The 20051-nt window shown below is 42.9% G+C and carries 15 protein-coding genes; 5 read left to right on the forward strand and 10 right to left on the reverse strand.

Annotated features, from left to right (window positions below):
• Positions 1 to 8: 8 nt before the first annotated feature.
• A complete protein-coding gene (locus tag MLE17_RS15785; RefSeq protein WP_243349689.1) occupies positions 9 to 494 on the reverse strand; it encodes a ferritin in 486 nt (161 codons plus the stop codon).
• Positions 495 to 703: 209 nt separating this feature from the next.
• On the opposite strand from MLE17_RS15785, the gene hisS reads away from it, so the two are divergent.
• Entirely contained in the window at positions 704 to 2062 is a 1359-nt protein-coding gene (gene hisS / locus MLE17_RS15790) for a histidine--tRNA ligase (RefSeq protein ID WP_243349690.1), read from the forward strand.
• Between the two features lie 69 nt (positions 2063 to 2131).
• On the opposite strand, the gene MLE17_RS15795 is transcribed toward hisS, so the two are convergent.
• The 6 genes from MLE17_RS15795 to MLE17_RS15820 all read right to left on the reverse strand — a co-directional run bounded on the left by MLE17_RS15795 (position 2132) and on the right by MLE17_RS15820 (position 10213).
• A complete protein-coding gene (locus tag MLE17_RS15795; protein ID WP_243349691.1) occupies positions 2132 to 2857 on the reverse strand; it encodes an HAD family hydrolase in 726 nt (241 codons plus the stop codon).
• Between the two features lie 207 nt (positions 2858 to 3064).
• A complete protein-coding gene (locus MLE17_RS15800; protein ID WP_243349692.1) occupies positions 3065 to 4408 on the reverse strand; it encodes a glucose-6-phosphate isomerase in 1344 nt (447 codons plus the stop codon).
• Positions 4409 to 4475: 67 nt separating this feature from the next.
• Positions 4476 to 5471, reverse strand: a complete 996-nt coding sequence (locus tag MLE17_RS15805; RefSeq protein ID WP_243349693.1) for an NAD(P)H-dependent glycerol-3-phosphate dehydrogenase — start codon at positions 5469 to 5471, stop codon at positions 4476 to 4478.
• A gap of 3 nt (positions 5472 to 5474) precedes the next feature.
• Entirely contained in the window at positions 5475 to 7217 is a 1743-nt protein-coding gene (gene lysS, locus MLE17_RS15810; protein WP_243349694.1) for a lysine--tRNA ligase, read from the reverse strand.
• A 256-nt stretch (positions 7218 to 7473) separates the two neighbouring features.
• A complete protein-coding gene (locus tag MLE17_RS15815) occupies positions 7474 to 9705 on the reverse strand; it encodes a tetratricopeptide repeat protein (protein WP_243349695.1) in 2232 nt (743 codons plus the stop codon).
• A gap of 10 nt (positions 9706 to 9715) precedes the next feature.
• Complete coding sequence (locus MLE17_RS15820) at positions 9716 to 10213, reverse strand: NUDIX hydrolase (protein ID WP_243349696.1); 498 nt, start codon at positions 10211 to 10213, stop codon at positions 9716 to 9718.
• Between the two features lie 612 nt (positions 10214 to 10825).
• On the opposite strand from MLE17_RS15820, the gene MLE17_RS15825 reads away from it, so the two are divergent.
• Positions 10826 to 11662, forward strand: coding sequence for a S1 RNA-binding domain-containing protein (locus MLE17_RS15825; RefSeq protein ID WP_243349697.1), 837 nt, complete (start codon positions 10826 to 10828; stop codon positions 11660 to 11662).
• A 359-nt stretch (positions 11663 to 12021) separates the two neighbouring features.
• Entirely contained in the window at positions 12022 to 14394 is a 2373-nt protein-coding gene (gene lon / locus MLE17_RS15830) for an endopeptidase La (RefSeq protein WP_243349698.1), read from the forward strand.
• 178 nt (positions 14395 to 14572) lie between these two features.
• Here the strand turns inward: lon and MLE17_RS15835 are convergent, their stop codons facing one another.
• Together MLE17_RS15835 and MLE17_RS15840 are read right to left on the reverse strand one after the other, a co-directional pair.
• Positions 14573 to 16426 carry a M56 family metallopeptidase gene (locus MLE17_RS15835; RefSeq protein ID WP_243349699.1) on the reverse strand — a complete coding sequence of 618 codons (1854 nt, stop codon included), beginning with the start codon at positions 16424 to 16426 and terminating at the stop codon, positions 14573 to 14575.
• Between the two features lie 89 nt (positions 16427 to 16515).
• Positions 16516 to 16878 (reverse strand): BlaI/MecI/CopY family transcriptional regulator, encoded by a 363-nt coding sequence (locus MLE17_RS15840; RefSeq protein WP_243349700.1) that lies wholly within the window; start codon positions 16876 to 16878, stop codon positions 16516 to 16518.
• 437 nt (positions 16879 to 17315) lie between these two features.
• Between MLE17_RS15840 and MLE17_RS15845 the strand changes: the two genes are divergently transcribed.
• Positions 17316 to 18125: a hypothetical protein gene (locus MLE17_RS15845; RefSeq protein ID WP_243349701.1), complete on the forward strand. Its 810-nt coding sequence runs from the start codon at positions 17316 to 17318 to the stop codon at positions 18123 to 18125.
• Between the two features lie 105 nt (positions 18126 to 18230).
• On the opposite strand, the gene MLE17_RS15850 is transcribed toward MLE17_RS15845, so the two are convergent.
• Positions 18231 to 18587 (reverse strand): arsenate reductase family protein, encoded by a 357-nt coding sequence (locus MLE17_RS15850; protein WP_243349702.1) that lies wholly within the window; start codon positions 18585 to 18587, stop codon positions 18231 to 18233.
• A 302-nt stretch (positions 18588 to 18889) separates the two neighbouring features.
• On the opposite strand from MLE17_RS15850, the gene MLE17_RS15855 reads away from it, so the two are divergent.
• A complete protein-coding gene (locus MLE17_RS15855; protein ID WP_243349703.1) occupies positions 18890 to 19927 on the forward strand; it encodes a dihydroorotate dehydrogenase-like protein in 1038 nt (345 codons plus the stop codon).
• The last annotated feature ends 124 nt before the right edge of the window (positions 19928 to 20051 follow it).

Consider the following 20051-nt stretch of genomic DNA (forward strand, 5'->3'; position numbering starts at 1 on the left):
AATTAGTATCACTGTCTGGCAGCCAATTCTTTATCCAATAAATAGAGACCGGCACCATCCCCAATCCGTTTCAGTTTTTCGATAATGCCCACCAGGGTTGACTCCTCTTCTACCTGCTCGGTAACAAACCATTGCAGGGCATATTCGGTCGCTTTATCATTTTCTTCCCGTATCAGGTCAACCAGTTTGTCTATATTATCAGTCACTTTGGTTTCATGTTCCAGAGCAAACTCGAAAACTTCCACCGGACTACCAAAATCAACGGGAATATCTTTGATTTCAGACAATGTCGGTTTGGCTCCGCGTTCTACCATAAAACGCATGATTTTGAAGGCATGTTGAACCTCTTCCGAATACTGACCACGCATCCATGCAGCAAAACCATTTAATCCTTCTGATGAAAACTGGAGTGACATGGAAAGATATAGATGTGCTGACCACAATTCGGCATTGGCTTGTGTATTCAACGCCTTTTCGACTCTCTTTTTAAGCATAGTAGTAAGATTTTAAAGTTATGAATTGAATAATGTTCTCTATCAATATAAACAGTCTCCCACTAAAGGCTGTTCAGTTTACGTCCTTAAATTCATCTATAAGAAAGCGTTGAGATATAGCGACAAACGCCCGAAACTACAGAACCTTCATTTGTCTCTTTCGCCGTTTATTTATACTTTTGCACCCTGAATTTCAACTTACAAACAGAATGCAAAAACCATCCATACCCAAGGGCACGCGCGATTTCACTCCGGAAGAAATGGCGAAACGGAATTATATCTTCAACACGATCCGGGACGTTTACCATTTATTTGGATTCCAGCAGATTGAGACTCCTGCCATGGAAAATCTTTCCACATTGATGGGGAAATACGGCGAAGAGGGAGATAAACTCCTTTTCAAAATATTGAACTCCGGTAACTTTATGTCGGATGTAAAAGAAACCGACCTTTCGACCGGCAGTAACAAACTGGCGATGCAGATGTGCGAAAAAGGGCTTCGTTATGACCTGACCGTTCCTTTTGCTCGCTTCGTGGTGATGAATCGCAACAGCCTGAGCTTCCCTTTTAAACGTTACCAAATCCAGCCGGTATGGCGCGCTGACCGTCCACAGAAAGGTCGTTACCGTGAATTTTTCCAGTGCGATGCGGATGTGGTAGGTTCTGACTCGTTATTGAACGAAGTCGAACTGATCCAAATCATGGACGAGGTGTACAGCCGCTTTGGCATCAATGTGGCCATCAAAATCAATAACCGTAAAATCCTGAGCGGTATCGCCGATGTGATTGGCGCTCACGATAAGATCGTTGATATTACCGTTGCCATCGACAAACTGGATAAAATCGGATTGGAAAAGGTGAACGAAGAGTTAGCGTCAAAAGGTATTCCTGCGGAGGCGATTGCCCTGATACAACCGATTATCCAGTTGGAAGGTACTAATTATGAAAAAATCGGCGTACTGAAAAACGTATTGGAAGCTTCGGAAGAAGGACTCAAAGGCGTGGAAGAGCTCGAATATATCCTCCGGAAAACAGACATGCTCGGTATCCGTTGCCAACTAGACCTTGATCTGACACTGGCTCGTGGTCTCAACTACTATACCGGTGCTATTTTTGAAGTAAAAGCGTTGGATGTGGAAATTGGCAGTATTACAGGCGGTGGCCGTTACGACAATCTGACCGGAGTATTTGGCCTACCGGGAGTATCCGGAGTCGGTATCTCTTTCGGAGCTGACCGTATTTATGATGTTCTGAATCAACTTAACCTCTACCCGCAAGATTCAATCCAGGCTACTCAGGTCATGTTTGTAAACTTCGGAGAGAACGAAGAGTCACACTGCCTGCAATTGTTATCTCGACTCCGCAAGCAAAACATCCGAGCCGAGATTTATCCGGAATCGGCTAAAATGAAAAAGCAGATGAGTTATGCCGATTCTAAAAAGATTCCTTTCGTTGCCCTTGTCGGTGGAAACGAAATGAACGAAAATAAAATCATGCTCAAGAATATGATTACCGGCGAACAGAAACTGAGTACGCTGGAAGAGGTAATTGAAGCGATTATTGGATAGAATTCTATTTCTATATAATTCAAAAACGGGGTTCGGTACACATTGATACTGAACCCCGTTTTTGTATTTCTATTTGATGGTACTAAATATATCTTCCCAATTCCGATACAACTCCTCCATCGACTGCAACAACAGATTGGCTCCATCTTTCAACAAAATAGCATCTTCAATCGGTCCGGTATTTACTGCAACGGTAAAAATACCGGCCGCTACGGCAGCCTGTACTCCCAGGGGAGCATTCTCCACCACAATCGCTTCGTGCGGCTCCACGCCCGCTTTCTTTAAGCCCAGAAGATACGGTTCGGGATGCGGTTTTCCGTGATGAACGTCATAAGCCGTCACCATTAATTCCTGCTCAAATATGCCGGGGAAATGCTTATTTAACCGGTCAAGCAAACTCTTTTGCCCGGATCCGGTGACCAATACCGGAATCAAACCGGCTGCTTTGACACTGTTCAATACCTCCAACGCATAAGGCATGGGATCTGCAATGGGCAATGCATTAAAGTGAAGCGTTTTGCGGTGATAGATGGTTTTACGCTCCTCTTCCGAAACATTGCGACCATGCACTCGATGATAGTATCGGTTGATGGTATAACTGCTTGTCGCACCTTCGTAAAGGTAAAACTCATCGCGCGAACAACGGAAACCCAGCTCCGTCATGGTCTGGTGCCAGGCCTGCGTATGATTGGGCATGGAATCAAACAGGACACCGTCCATATCAAACAGGACTGCTTTCAGCTGAATCTTCTTGCCTTTTTCCTGCTGGTACTTTTCTATTGCGTTTTTTATCATAATATCAGAAACCCCTCCCTAATCCTCCCCGAAGGGGAGGGAAAAGAAGTGCCATGTAGGCTGAGTTATATTTAGTTATCAATAAAGAAGCCCTAAAGCCCCTCCTTTGGAGGGTCCCGATAATTATCGGGAGGGGAGGTCTTCAAAAAGAAACGCTAATATACGAAGTATATCAGCGTTTCGAATATTTCGGGATTACCGTTTTAATTACAGTCTTGCTTTGATAGCCTTGGTTGCTTCTTCGAAGCCCGGTTTCTCCAGCAATGCAAACATATTCTTTTTGTAAGCCTCAACACCCGGTTGGTCGAACGGATTCACCTCTAGGATATAACCGCTGATACCGCAAGCTTTTTCGAAGAAATAGATCAACTGGCCGAGGTAGTATTCGTTCAATTGAGGTACTTCGATTTTGAGGTTAGGAACGCCACCGTCAATGTGCGCGATTTGAGTTCCCAATTCAGCCATTTTATTTACGTAATCCACACGTTTACCGGCTAAGAAGTTCAAACCGTCGAGGTCAGCTGCATCAGCAGGAACTTCTACTTGGTAGTTTGGCGTTTTTACAGAGATTACAGTTTCGAAAATGGTGCGCTCACCTTCCTGAATCCATTGTCCCATAGAGTGCAGGTCAGTAGTAAAGTCAACCGCAGCCGGGAAAATACCTTTACCTTCTTTACCTTCGCTTTCTCCGTAAAGTTGTTTCCACCATTCAGCAAAGAAGTGAAGTTTAGGGTGGTAGTTTACGAGGATTTCAGTTTTCTTACCGCTTTTGTAAAGTTCGTTACGAACAGCAGCGTATTGTGCAGCAGGGTTTTCAGCATAAGCTGTATCCAATCCGCAAACGCCTTCCATTTTCACAGCACCGGCTACCAACTGACGAATGTCACATCCTGCAACTGCAATTGGCAACAAACCTACCGGAGTCAATACAGAGAAACGACCGCCAACGTTGTCAGGAATTACAAATGTTTTGTATCCTTCCTGATTAGCCAGGGTACGCAATGCTCCACGGGCAGCATCAGTTACAGCCACGATACGCTCTTTCGCTTCCGCTTTACCCACAGCATCTTCAAGTTGTTTTTTCAAAATGCGGAAAGCCAATGCAGGCTCGGTAGTAGTACCTGATTTAGAGATATTGATGATACCGAATTGTTTGCCGTTCAGGAACTGGCTCAATTCATATAAATAGTCTTCACCGATATTTTGTCCGGCATATACAACTACCGGATTTTTACGCTCGGTTTGCAACCAATCGAATGTGTTTGAGACAGCATCGATAACCGCTTTTGCACCGAGGTAGCTTCCACCGATTCCGACAACCACAACCACTTCGCAACGTGCACGAAGTTTCTGAGCTGTCTCTTCGATTTCAGACAAAACCGCATCGGTAATAGAAGATGGTAAATTCAACCAACCCAAAAAGTCGTTTCCTTTACCGGTACCGTTGTGCAGATCCTGGCTGTACTTTTTTACATCAGCTTCGTAAGCAGCCACTTTTTCAGCAGCAACAAAGCCTAAAGCTTTTTCAATTTGCAATGAAATATTTTCCATAATAAAGTGTGTATAGTAGTGTATGTAAAGTAGTTATCTGATTCGTGTTTTTAACCCACAAATTTATTTATCTGAATGTATCCTTAAGATTTCGAATCTCAATCAAAGGCATTTTCTTGTCATACAGGATATTATAAACCGCATCCAGTATCGGCATGTTCACTTTGTAGCGCTGATTGATTTCATGGATACACTTGGTTCCATAAAAGCCTTCTGCCACCATTTCCATTTCAATCTGGGCCGATTTGACTGAATAACCTTTTCCAATCATGGTTCCGAAAGTATGGTTACGACTAAAATGCGAATAGGCCGTCACCAACAGGTCACCCAGATAAGCCGAGTCGCAAATGCTACGGTGGTCAGGACTAACCGCCTCAACAAAGCGCGCCATCTCCTGAATAGCATTGGATACCAATACTGCCTGGAAGTTATCACCATATTTTAATCCGTAACAAATACCGGATGCAATGGCATAAACGTTCTTCAACACGGAAGAATATTCAAGTCCGAATACATCGTTTGAAGTAGTCGTCTTAACATAGCGGCAAGCCAATAAATGTGCCACCTGCTGGGCGCGATCAATATTGTTACAGGCAATGGTCAGATAAGAAAGCCTCTCCAATGCCACCTCTTCAGCGTGACAAGGACCGCCAATCACCGCAATCTGGTCAAACGGAACGTTATAGAATTTAGAAAAATACTCAGAGACAATCAGGTTTTCATCCGGAACAATCCCTTTGATGGCTGACACCACCAATTTTCCCGACATATCTGTTTTCAACTTCTTCAAATGCTGCTTCATGTATGGCGAAGGCGTAACGAAGATGATGACGTCCGAATTTTTTATTGCCGCATTGATATTGGAATAAAAATTAATCCGGTTAATATCAAAGTTAATCCCGGTAAGATAAGCCGGATTGTGACCAAGGCGTTTAAAATCCTCGATACGGTCTTTCCGGCGCATATACCAGTTGATCTCCTTTGTATTATTCAGCACCATCTTGGCAATAGCTGTCGCCCAACTACCACCGCCCATGATAGCAACTTTCCCCTGGAAATTCATAGGTTATTTCAATGAATTTTGAGCATTGGTAATCCAGGTAGATACTAAATCTCCGGTCGGATTTTGCAATTCAAGTTTGTACTTTTTGTTTAGGCCGCAAAGTTCCTGATGCAATTTGCCGGGATTTGCTTCACTCAAGTCTTCAATAGTCAGGTAACCTGCTTTTTGAATGGCTGGTACCCACTCTTCAGAGATTTCGAGTGCGGTATATTTTGATACAGAATCTTTCTTCTGTGTTTTTTCCAGTTTCATTTGTGGAAACAGCAACACTTCCTGAATGGTAGTCTGGTTTGTCATCAGCATCACCAAGCGGTCCATACCGATACCGATACCACCCATTGGAGGCATACCGTACTCCATGGCACGAAGGAAGTCCTGGTCGATGAACATCGCCTCATCGTCTCCTTTTTCTGAAAGACGAAGCTGTTCTTCGAAACGTTCACGCTGGTCAATCGGATCGTTCAACTCTGAGTAAGAGTTTGCGATCTCTTTACCGTTAATCATCAACTCGAAACGCTCGGTCAATCCCTCTTTGCTTCTGTGTTTTTTAGTCAGTGGAGACATTTCCACAGGATAGTCTGTGATAAATGTTGGCTGAATATAGTTTCCTTCGCACTTTTCGCCGAAGATTTCATCAATCATTTTACCCTTACCCATGGTCTCATCAGCTTCGATCTCCAGTTTTTTACAAACTTCACGAATTTCTTCTTCCGACATTCCATGCAGGTCAAAACCGGTAAATTCTTTGATAGAGTCAAGGATAGAGATACGTTTGTAAGGAGCTTTAAAGCTGATGGTATTTTCACCGACCTTTACATCTGTAGTACCGTTGGTAGCCAGACAGATCTTTTCGATCATGTTTTCGGTAAAGGTCATCATCCAGTTGTAGTCCTTATAGGAAACATACAGCTCCATTACGGTAAATTCCGGATTGTGCGTACGATCCATACCTTCGTTACGGAAGTTACGGGAAAACTCGTAAACACCTTCGAAACCACCAACAATAAGGCGTTTCAGGTAAAGCTCATTCGCGATACGCAGATACAAAGGCATATCCAGGGCATTGTGGTGAGTGATAAACGGACGAGCCGCCGCTCCACCTGGGATGGACTGAAGGACAGGGGTATCTACCTCCAGATAACCGAATGAGTTGATATAGTCACGCATGGTGTTAAACACCTTGGTACGTTTCACGAAAATTTCTTTTACATCTTCGTTAACCACAAGGTCAACATAACGTTGACGATAGCGCAATTCGGGGTCAGTAAATGCATCGTAGGTTACTCCGTCTTTCACTTTCACGATTGGAAGGGGACGAAGCGATTTGGAAAGAACGATAAATTCCTGAGCATGTACAGAAATCTCACCGGTTTGAGTACGAAATACATATCCTTTCACACCGATGAAGTCACCAATATCGAGCAGGCGTTTGAAAACAGTATTGTACAGTTCTTTATCCTCACCCGGACATATTTCGTCACGGTTAAGATACACCTGAATACGGCCAACAGAGTCCTTCAACTCAACAAAAGAGGCTTTACCCATGATGCGGCGGCTCATGATACGCCCCGCGATTGACACCTGACGAGTCTCTGCTGCGTCGTCCTTAAAATTCTCCTTTATCTCGTTGGTATATCCGGTTACAACATACTCTTCAGCCGGGTAAGGGTCAATACCCAGATTTCTCAACTCGGCCAAACTGTTTCGTCTGATAATTTCCTGTTCGCTTAGTTCTAATATGCTCATATTATTCGAAATAATTCAAAACTCGGCAAAAGTACAAAAAAAATCGCGGTGCGCCTGTATAAATGAGCGTGTTTCTATCCTTTCGCACGCAACCCGGTGCTCCAAAATCATTAAAAACCATTGATTTCCTGACAAGTATAAAAATCAACGCGGCTTAAATCGTTGTATCTATCAAAAACGAAAATGATTTGTGCATAACTGTAAATTACAATTAAGGCACAAACCATTTTCTGTTGTTATTTCTCCTCGATTCAGGTCAGGATTCCCCTTCTAAACGGTATTGAATCTGGTCCAACATCATATGCTGGTCTTGTAAAGATATACCCGCCATCTCCAGTTCATCTTCATCTTCAGCAAAGTTCTCCCGAAATTTTTCCCAGCCACCTTGAATCAGGTTAAGGCTTTTCAGGTAATGTTCCAATGCGTTTGCCGGCTGTTGAAGACACCAGGCCACGTGACCCGTATTCATCCAGTCCTGAGCGGAAGGCGATTGCTCCACTATCTTCTGATAATAACGTTCCGCCTGTTCGAATTTTCCGGCAAGGAACGAACACCAGGCAATCGGTCGCCACGATTTCGAAGTACTGTTATCGATATAGTCCGCCTTGAAATAATACTTCAGCGCTTCGTTGTAATCTTTCTTCTCCAGATAGCAATGGCCAATATTGAGAATCACATTCAGATTATCCGGACTCATTTTATCGAATCGCATGTAATATTCCAAAGCCAGTTCCGGTTGTTTCAACCGGCGGTAACACTGGGCAATACGACGAATGGTCCACGCACTGTCCGGGAAAATCATATCTGCACGTAGATAGGCCATCAATGCCGATTTATCATCGTCCATCATTTGGTGGCAATAGCCGATTTTCTGGTAAATCTCGCTATTCTCGGCATCCGATTCGGCCAACTCACCAAACACCTCAACGGCATCAGCGTAAAACTCTTTCCGGAAAAAGAATTCAGCTATGATGCGCAGACTCTCTGTATCGGAAAGCAGTGGCTTTATCAATGGTAATTTATGCAAATGCATCGGTTGACTAAACACATCAAAGAAATCGGAACGATGCGGGTGCAGTTTGAAGAAACGGTACAAATCCTGAATATACTGTTTGGCAATAGTATCGCCTTTCTTGTTATCCTGCAACAATGCCTCCTCGGCCTGCATCTGGTCAATCTCCTGATTTTCGCTCAGGAACTGATTCGCCACCATATCCCGCTGGGCAGCCGGCATCTGCATCAGACTCAGACACAGAGAGTATTTATCTGAATTACAAAGAATACCGGACTTCATGATAATCCCCAGCATTCCGGTATCGACTCCCGAATGTTGTGAAAACATATCCAGAAAGGCGGAATGATGGGTATTGAACGGCAAAAACCAGTTGCTGATGTTGTAAAAGAAGGGAAAGCTCTTCAGTCCGGCAAATGTGGTCATGAAAATATCCGAGCCCTCCATTTGCAGGCGCCCCATCTCTTTCATCTTCTCTTCAAGGCCGGTTTGCTCAAAAACCTCCTGCCAATCTGGGTTTTTATCCTCATCACTTCCATCCTGCTTCCACTCTTCCAGATTCATTTTCTTACGAAGGATCGGACTGATTTTCATCATTTCCGGCAGAATTTCATCAGTCATTTTCCGGGAAATCTTCTCCGTCTCCCGGCTCCGGATAAAGTGCAGGATAATATTCCGCAAATCAGTAATCAGCCCTGGACGTTCTGCCAACACTTCAAAATGATGCTCTAACTCCGGGAAACTACTGATACGTTTCTGGTGAATATATAATACCAGCAATAGTCCCACCAAAGCCCGCTGACGCACATCCTCATCATTGTGCTGACACGCATCAATCAATAGAATACATTTGGATTCATCAAAACGACGGAATAGGCTGAGAGTAAGCGACGAAACCAACAGACAAAGCCCTTCGACAGGAAAAATATCCGATTCAATCTGTTTGCGATAATGCTCTATATCCGACTCTTTAAACCTATCAGCCAACCAGACTTGCAGGAAAAGCACCGACAAATCATTGTCAAACGAATGGGAAATGGTACTCACCTTTTGCGCTTTGGCTTTATCGTCATCAATCAGTTCGGTCAATGCCATATCACTCACCAGCTTCTCTATCTGCTTCTGCAACTGTTCGGGTGAAATCTGCACCGAATAACTCAGATAACGTTTCCGATCAAAGAAATAGGATGGTGATTCCTTCAGCAGCATGGCATCCGCCGTTATATCTACGAGTCTGTAGAGGTGGGCAATCAGGTCATCATACACCTTTTCCCGCTCCGGGTCTGGATTTCCCTGCGCAAAGTAAAGCAACATATATTTGTATGTCGTCTCCCAGCGCTTCAACTCCTCATCCGCCAGCCAGTCTTGTCCCTGACGAATCATGGACAATAAACGGGCAATGGCTTTTTTCAACTCTTTCCGGTCGATTAATTCAGTAATCTCCCGGTGTAAGCTCTCTATTCTTTGTGCATTCATGGTCAGGAGCCTATAGCTTTAATATTTTCTCAATCTTCAAAAATTCACCCTCAAAGTTTGGGGTAAATACATCTTTCCCTATCTGGCTTCGGATTTCGTCAATAGACCAAAAGCGTCCGCCATCCAGTTCATGTTCATCCGGGGTAATTTCACCATCATACACCGTCGAATAGGAGTTGACAAACTCACGTTCCACATCCGACTCAAAGATATATTTCGTCAAAAACTCAGGGGCAAAATTCGTAATTCCCAGCTCCTCCTTCACCTCACGAAAAAGAGCATCAGCCACCGACTCCCCGTAATCGATATGCCCGCCGACAGCCGTATCCCATTTCCCGGGTTGAATATCTTTGTGCATCGGACGCTTTTGAAGATATAATTCGCCCTTACTATTGAATATATGCAGATGCACTACGGGGTGCAGCAATTTTGAACCGTTGTGGCAAGTGGCGCGGTCAGCTTTGCCAATCACGTATCCATCCTCATCTACCAAAGGAAATATTTCCATAGCTTTTTGATTTTGTATTTCTACTTCAAATATAAACGATTTTCTCCTACGTTTTGATTTTGCGGCTTTATCTTTATGTCAATTAATCACCGCCCCCTTCATTTCTTTCATTCCCTTCATTCCTTTAATTCATTTCCCTCACTCCCTCAATCCTTCAATCCCTCATTCCCTGCTTCCCAGCCCTTTACCCACCGCAAGTCCGGCCCAGTGCTAAATTCCGAGTGTTAAAGCCAAAAAATCTTGAACCGAAAATTAGGTTTTTGTCAAATTGCGTTGTATATTTGCTTTAGAAAAGGAATTAGTCGCGTTGGATTTGATTGGTAAACTCAACATTTTACTTTATTCCGAGACATTGCTTCAGCCGACAATGGCGGGCCACAACCCTTCGGGGTTCCTTCGGACGGTGGATTACAAAGTTGGCGAGCACTCAAAACCTGTCACCGGAGTTTCTTCATCACACAACGCGACTTTTCTTTTTTGTTCATCTCCTCTCATCCGCTTTTATTCAAATCACTTTACTTATCAGACTTTCGGCATTTGAGTTTTTTTGCTCAAAACAATTGACGATTATTATCGCTACCTTTGTCGTCTTATTATTCAAACGTACATATAATGATTCAAATTGGTATTTTCAATACGTTAAAGGTGAACCGCGAATCGGATTACGGAGTCTATCTTGCCGATTCCGAAGGCAATGAAGTCTTACTACCCAATAAATATGTCCGCGGTAAATCAATCTCCGTGGGTGATGATATAGATGTATTTATCTATCGTGACAGCGACGACCGCCTGGTAGCCTCTACTGAAACTCCTCTCATCCAACTGAATCAGTTTGGATATTTACAAGCAAAAGAAGTTACACAAATCGGGGCTTTTCTGGATTGGGGCATGGAGCGCGACCTGTTTGTGCCTTTCCGCGAACAAATGCGCAAGATGGAAGCCGGACGCTTCTATACCGTTTACATGTATCTGGACGAAAACACCGACCGACTGGTTGCTTCAAGCAAAATCAACAAATTCTTTGACAATACAAACCACAAACTAAAAGAGGGTGAAGAAGTCGATATTCTGGTTTGGGATGTGGCCGAACCCGGCGTCAGAGTAATTATCAATAATAAATACAAAGGCCTGATTTACCATAACGAGATATTTACCCATATATCCCAGGGGGAAAAACGCACGGCTTACATCAAAACGGTCAGAGAAGATTTTCAATTGGATGTATCCCTCGAGAAACCCGGTTATGAAGCCGTAGAGCCTAACGCGCAGAAAATACTGGAAGTGCTCAATGATGCAGAAGGCTTTCTTCCACTATCAGACAAAAGTGAACCGGAACAAATCTACCGGGAGCTGGGTATGAGCAAGAAACTTTTCAAAAAAGCCATCGGAGCTCTTTACAAACAGAAGTTGATTCGCATCGAAGAAGACGGCATTTATCTGATCAAATAACATCTAAAAACTCCCGCAGGACAAATTTCTGCGGGAGTTTTTTTGTCTCTGTATTTTTTAGCGTCAACGCAGGCAGCAGCAAAACACCGAACGACTGTCTGACTTTTTATATTTGTTGAAATTAAAGGCTGAATAGAAGAGAAACACCTCCGGATCTCCGAGACTTTCAAAGTGACTCCTTGTTATAGTAAAAGTAGAGATATTTAATCCAAAAGAGTCTTTGTTGCGTTATAAAAGCGTTAGGCCTAAAGAGTAAAATTGTCAGTATACCTGCCAAAAAGTCCACTTTTAGTGGAAAGGAATGCAATTTGAAGTGATTTGGGCAAATTACATACGTTTTATTTTCAAATCATATAGTTATGGCTGTAAATGATAAAGACAAAATCCCCGGACTGGTACTGGTTTCGGAGATTTACCCTGACAACATCGCTGTTTTGCCATTGGAGAGCCGTCCTATTTTCCCCGGACTGGCATTGCCCTTAGTGTATGGTGGCCGGAAAGCGATTGATTATGTAGAAAACACAATAGAAAAAAACAACGGATTCCTTGGGGTTTCCTTTATCTCGGAACAAAACCAGGAAGACTTTTGGAGCTCCAGACTCTATCATACAGGGGTACTTGTAAAGATCATCAAGGTGATCGATAAACAGGAGGATAGCATTAACTTCTTTGCCCAGGCCCTGACCCGTTTCCACTTTGTCAAAGAGACGATGAGATACGATCTGCCTCACTGGCAGGTAACCTACGATTATGAGGAAAAGACAGAGCTGACCGAAGAGCTAAAGGCTTATACCCTTGCCATCATCAATTCGGTGAAAGATCTCATCAAACTGAATCCGATGTTTCAGGAGCAGATGAAGCTCGCCATTTCGCAAGTGGGGATTGACAAGCCGGGACTGCTGATGGACCTTGTAGCCTCTTTCCTGACTGCTGATGGTCATCGCCTGCAAGAAGTACTCGATGCTTCGGATCTATTTCAGCGCAGTGAGAAGCTGCTGCTTCTACTAAAGGAGGAGGTGGAACGAAACCGCCTGCAAAAAGATATCCAGAAGCAAATCGAGAAGAAGATTACGAAGCAGCAGCGGGAGTTTTTCCTGCGCGAACAGCTCAAGGTAATCAAACAGGAACTTGGACTGGAGAAGGAAGATAAAGATTCCGAAATCGAAGCCATCCAGAAGAAACTAAAAAAACTGACCCTGACCAAAGAGGCTGCCGATGTGGTGAGAGAGGAGCTGGAAAAGCTCAAAACTCTCGAAACCGGTTCGCCCGAATATCAGGTTTCCCGTTCATATCTCAACTGGCTGACCGATCTTCCCTGGGGTATTTATTCCGAAGATAATTACGATCTGGCAAAAGCCCGCAAAATACTGGACGAACAGCATTACGGGCTGGATGATGTAAAAGGGCGCATTCTGGAATTTATCAGTACCATCGCCAAACGGAGAAAAGTTTCCGGTTCCATCATCTGTCTGGTTGGCCCTCCTGGAGTGGGAAAGACCTCTATCGGAAAATCCATTGCTGATGCACTGGGGCGCAAATTCTTTCGCTTCTCTGTAGGGGGAATGCGTGACGAAGCTGAGATCAAAGGTCACCGACGCACTTATATCGGTGCTATGCCGGGCAAACTGATCCAAAGCCTCAAACGTACCGAAGTGGCCAATCCGGTGATAATGATTGACGAGATAGACAAGATAGGAGCCAGCTATCAGGGCGATCCGGCATCGGCATTGCTCGAGGTACTCGACCCGGAGCAAAACCGGGATTTTCTTGATCACTATCTCGATGTGCGCTTTGATTTGTCCAACATATTATTCGTAACAACCGCCAATCAGCTTGATACCATCCCAAGCCCGTTGCTTGACCGGATGGAGATCATCAAGCTCTCCGGCTATGTATTGGAGGAAAAAGTGGAAATTGCGAAACGTTATCTGGTGCCAAAACAACGCAAGGATCACGGACTTAAAGCAACAGAAGTTTCCATTACCGACTCTGCATTGACTGCCATAGTGGATGGATATGCCCGTGAAGCCGGAGTTCGTTCGCTGGAAAACCAGATCAAGAAAATCATGCGCAAGGCCACGCTCAAGATTGCAGAGGAAAATATTGAGAAGGTGAATGTAAACAATAAGAACCTGACCGAATACCTGGGTCAGCCTGTCTTCTCTACCGAAGAGCTCTACCAAAAACAGATCCCGGGCGTTACCCTGGGGCTTGCCTGGACTGCGATGGGTGGGGCTACTCTCTATATTGAGGCATCAGGCATCCGTTCGAAAGGACCCGGCCTGAAACTGACCGGACAGTTGGGCAGTGTGATGCAGGAGTCTTCCGAAATTGCCTATTCGTATGTCCGCTCTTTAATGGAGAAGGAAAAGCCTGAAAATGACTTTTTTGAAACGCACTTTGTCCATTTGCACGTGCCCGCCGGTGCCACTCCCAAGGATGGACCGTCTGCCGGAATCACTATGGCCCTGGCTCTCTATTCACTGGCTAAAGGGAAACCGATCCGCAAAGGACTAGCCATGACCGGCGAACTTTCCCTAACCGGAAAGGTTCTTCCGATTGGAGGCCTGCGCGAGAAAACTATTGCGGCGCGACGTGTAAAGGTCTTTGAACTGATATTCCCTGCTGATAATCGCAAAGACTTCGAAGAGCTACCCGATTATCTTAAAGAGGGCATTACGCCTCACTTTGTCGATTATTTTGATGATGTGCTGAAGGTGGCGTATAGATAAGTCTCTTTAAAACAAGGAGGAATAAATCCTTGTTAGTTGTTTGATAATTAGCAATTCAGGAATATCAGAGGTTACTAATTATCAAACATCTTTATTTTTCGAATCAATGATCATCTGTTCGTTCGTATAAAAAAAGAGCTGCCCCGATTTGAGGCAGCATTGGTAATTTGATGATGATCTACTCTTTCTTAAGCTCAACGATTACGACACCATTTGATCCCTTATTGCCGTATGATTCAATTGCCTTTTGCCCTTTCAAAACAGTCGTACTTATTATTTTATCAGGATTCAATCCTTTTAATATTTCCATAGAGCTCTCCTTTCCATCTATTATTACCATTGCATTTTTACTAAATGCTCTGGAAGTCCCTTCTTTGGGGGTAAGTATTATAACGCCATTCTCTCCCTTTTTGCCATATAGTTTTATAGCTTTTGGAAGTGGTATAGCCTGCATTGTATTTATTGAATTTGCACTCAATTGCTCGATGAAGTCTGATGTTACTACTTCATCATCATAGATAAATAATGGCATTGAATTTTTATCCTTTAACTGAAGACTAAGAGAGCCTGAATTGTCGGAAATAGTGAGCTGATTATCCTCAATCTTCAAACTTACTTTACCATTTCCTTTAGAGTCTCCGGTTAAATTAAACCGGATCGGCAATGTGTACTTCACATTTACATTTTCACCCTTTTGTTTTCCGGGAATCCAGATCGGCATTGTTTTTACCACGCGCATAGCTTCATTATCCAATTCAGGATCAACACCCCGTACAATTTTAATAGTGTTGATTTCTCCGGTTTTGGTGACGATAAAACTGAGAATAACCATTCCCTGAACACCATTCTGTTGCGCCTTGACCGGATATCTCAGATTCTGAGCCAGAAATTTAAACATAGCTTCCTGTCCACCAGGATATTGTGGCATTTGCTCAACAACTACAAATGGCTCGTCATCCGAATTATCATTTGCAATATTCTTCTTTTCTGATTCAGTTTTTTGAGCTTCTTTTTCAACTGAAGCCAGAATCACTTCCTGCGTTTGCTTTTGCTTAGGAGCAACCAGAGGTTCTGGTCGGTCTTTTAGCTCACTCTGCTCGGTTAAAGCCTGAATCACGTTGTTGACCGGAGCCAGTTTTTCCACCTTTTTCGCCAAAGCCTCCGCGTGATTGGTTACTACCAATACAGCCACTAACGGAATCACTAATATATACTTCGTCAAAGAGAGTGACGTACTCTTTTGTTTGTTCATCATAATAATGCGTTTTTTAAGTTCAGAAACATTGAAATTATTACCTAAGTTTGCTGCAGCCGTGTGATGTGTGAGTCGGAGCAAATGGTACTGGTACCCTTTGCTGTCGTAACCGGAGTGAATGACGCGATGATCGGCCAGATACTCCAGGTTTTGCCGTATGGCATGCTGTATCAGCCATACGAATGGATTGAACCAAAAAGCGATACTAGCCAATTGGCTAAACAAGACATCGAGCGAATGCCTTTCCCGTACGTGGGCCTGCTCATGTGCCAGAATCTCGTTGAGTTCGTGTGGAGTATGCTGATTGGGATTAATAAATATCCATTTAAAGAAAGAGAATGGCGCTATCTTTTCCGGTAAGCTTATTATCCGAATCCCCTGGATAGAAGTAACAGTTCCTTTTCTCCGAAGATTGAGAATGCTACACAGCTGTATTAGCAATCTGATCAAGGCAATGATCACCCCGGCCAGATAGACCAACCAAACGGCAGTTGCCAGATCCGGAATGTGCCACCAGCTATTTTGCTGCGGTGCAGTTACCACAAAGGCCGGCAATGTATTGACATAATAGGTAACTGCCGCTTTGACCGGTTCGTTATGATTGAGCCATGAGGTAATATCAATGAACGGATAGACGATGGATAGCACAATGCATCCTATCAGCAACGCTCTCTTCCAACCGAAAAAAGTATCCCGGTCAAACATCAGCCTGTAGAAGGCGTAAAAGAGCGTCAGGGCTATTGTGGCTTTCAGGTAATAGATGAATAAAGGTGTCATGAAGTTGTCAGATTAAAGTTAAAACCAAGTGTAATTCATGCTATCTTTTCCCCTCTCTTTCAGAGAGGGAGCAGGAGGAAAGGCCTCTTCTACTCTTTCCCTTTTTCAATCAGACGGATAATATCCTCAAGTTCTTCCTTCGATATTTTCTTTTCGCGGGCAAAGAAAGAAACCAGTTCTTTGTAGGAATCAGCAAAATAATTCCTCACCACACCCGACATGAAGGTCTTTTTGTAGTCCTCCTCATCTATAATCGGTGTGTATTCATAGGTATTCCCGTACCGTTTTGCCGAAAGGTAACCTTTCCGTTCCAGATTCTTCACAATTGAGGCTAATGTGGTATATGGAGGTTGGGGATCTCCGTATTTTTCAAGAAAATCCTTGATAAATCCACCTTTCACCTGCCAAATGATCAACATTGCTTCTTCTTCCTGTTGTGTTAGTTTTTCCATGACTGTTAGCTATTTACGAATACATCGCAATATTACGAATATTTCGTAATTAAAACAAGGGTTATTGGAAAAAAGTTTTGTCTGGGGATAAAATTTGTTCTCTAGAGGTTGTTTTCGGCTATTTTTGAGATTAGATGGCTGATGTTTTTATTCGCACATCTATCAGATTATGCATAAGGACCTCTTACAGGGTACCTACATCAGTCCCTGAGGGTATGATAAGGTTATATATAACAGGGATATTACAGACATAAAACAGAGATATAACAGGGATATTACAGCAATATATGTGTATTATCTCTGTTTTATGTCTCTTTGATCGTTATTATTTGTAATATTGTAATATGAATTACATACCCTTTACTATACCTTTGGTCAAGAACTACCGAACGGGAAATCAGGGAAAGAAGATAACTACAAAAAAGAAATAATCGGTCATGGCAAAACTAAAAGGAATATTAAATATCACCGGGAAACTGGAGGATTTATCTCTCTACAAAATGCGTGGAGTTGACGACATTATAGTGCGAAGGAAAGGTGGTCCCACCAAAAATATGATCAAAAAGTCAGAGAGCTGCGTCCGCATCCGGGAAAATAACACCGAATTTTCCACCTGTAGCTCAATGGGAAGTGAAATCCGCTATCACCTTCAAATCACATCGAATAGTTCGGACTACAATAGCTCCGGACGGCTAAATGGGTTAATGATGCAAATTCTCAAAAAAGACGATCAGAATGATCGGGGGCAACGGGGAATTTGTTTATCAAAAAACAGAACAATGCTGGACGGATTTGATTTTGGGAAGATGAATAATTTTAATAATGTGGTTAAAAAGCTCCCGGAAGTAAAACTGAATCGGGAGCAGGTCACCGCACAAATCTATATACCGGAGACTGACGGGGAAAATCACCTCTATAATTTTTCCGGAAAGAGCTGGATGCAGTACAAAGTGCAGTTTACGATAATTTCTGATATGAAGTATGACCCTCAACGTGAAAAAGCTGTACCTCTCAATGAATCTTGCCATGGACTAAATACCTCTTTTGTATCAGAGTGGATTCCGGCAAAAGGTGTTATTCCCGATCAGAAAATAACATTATGTCTGGCCGATAAAGCAGGAGGTAAACTGAGTGACAACGATTCGTTACTGGTCGCAGTAACTCTTAATTATGGAGATGTTGGAGCCGACGGAATGCCGCATGAAGTAAAATATGCAGCTGTGACGCGGATTTTTACTGTAGGATGATCTTTTAGATACACTAATCACCCCGCATTTAAGATGCTGATAATAAACCTAACAGGTTTTTAAAACCTGTTAGATTCAGCCTTTGGGAATATCCCCGAGCTTGAATTATTCAAAGAAAGCTTTCCAATCCTCTTCCTTAAATCCGATAATAACCTTATCGTCCCTGACCATCACCGGACGCTTAACTAGCTTGCCATTAGACGCCAAAAGATCAAGTAGTTCATCTTTCGAAGCCGTTTTCACTTTATCCTTCAGATTAAGCTCTTTGTATAGCACTCCACTTGTATTAAAGAATTTTTGAATGGGCAGTCCGCTTTGATCAATCCAGGTTGACAACTCTTCCCGGGTCGGATTTTCAACAGTGATATCTCTTTGTTCGAAGTCAATCTGATTTGCTCTAAGCCATTTGGATGCTTTCTGGCAAGTGCCGCATTTAGGATACTGTATAAAAAGAGATTTCATATCGCTACATATATTAGTTTTCGCAAAAATACATAATTGAACAATAAAACCAATAGCCTAAGAATAAATAGCCTCTCACAACATACAAACACCTTGCAAGCGGTTTTGATCAGTATCGTTTGTTTGCTTACGAATAGCCCTTAATAATCATTCTGCGATTCCGGCAAACCTATCCGTCCGTCACATCCGGTGATAAAATAATCCGGCATGACAAAAAACACAAAAACAATTGAATATCTAAAACCGTTTAATTGGTATGATTTTAAATGAGTTATACTACCGGACTTCTTAAACGTACTTGTATGAAAAATCTGGAAACACATTTCATGGGGATCAAAGTAAATAATCCCATAATCGTAGGTGCGTCAAATTTGTCTTTACAAACGGACAATTTGAAATTAGCGGAAGAACAAGGTGCTGCAGCAATCGTTTTCAAATCACTGTTTGAAGAACAGATTCAACTGGAAAGTCTTGATCTGGACGAGAAACTGACAGAATTCAACGACATTCATGCCGAAATGCTGACTATTCATCCGTTTGCAGAACATGCCGGGGCGGAAGAGCACCTGCTCATGCTGAGAAAAGCAAAAGAAGCAGTAACCATTCCTGTCATTGCAAGCCTGAATGCCGTAAATACCGCTACGTGGGTGGAATATGCTAAATTGATTGCTCAAACCGGAGTGGATGGTATCGAACTCGATTTCTATCAAACACCATGTAATTTTGACCAGAGTGCCCATGACATTGAAAAAGGACAAATAGAGGTCGTTACTAAAATCAAACAAAACATATCTATTCCCGTGAGCGTAAAACTCAGTCCGGACTACACGAATGCATTAAACTTTATCAGAAAACTTGACGAAGCCGGAGCAAATGCTTTTGTCCTTTTCAATTCATTTTTTCAGCCTGATATTGACATACATAACGAAAAGCATATCAAGAGATTTAATTTCAGCCACACGGGTGATTACCGACAATCTTTAAGATTCGCAGGATTGCTGTACAATAATATCCAGGCCGACCTTTGCTGTAGTCATGGAGTTTTCTCTGGTGCCGATATGATCAAACTCATCTTATCCGGAGCATCCAGCATTCAGGTGGTAAGTGCATTGTACAAAAGCGGCATCCAACAAATCAGCAAAATCAAAAAAGAACTGGAGGAGTGGATGGACGAAAAGAATTACAACAGCATTGATGAGTTTAGAGGTAAGCTGTCGAACAGCTCCATGGGAAATAATTCAGTCGTTTACAGCAGGGCCCAATATGTCGACCTGTTATTGAACTCCGAAAATATCTTTGGGAAAGAAGATGATCATCCTGTTGACCAGCCTCATCTTTAATCCATAAAGGAGCAACGTATTAATATAAAAACGGTTGCGGATAAAGATTCCGCAACCGTTTTTATATTATTTATCCGAGCAACAAAGAGTAAGTCGGATATATTTAAATCACAAACAGAATCTC

This window comes from Parabacteroides sp. FAFU027, assembly GCF_022808675.1.
Classification (GTDB): Bacteria; Bacteroidota; Bacteroidia; order Bacteroidales; family UBA7332; genus CAXXIC01.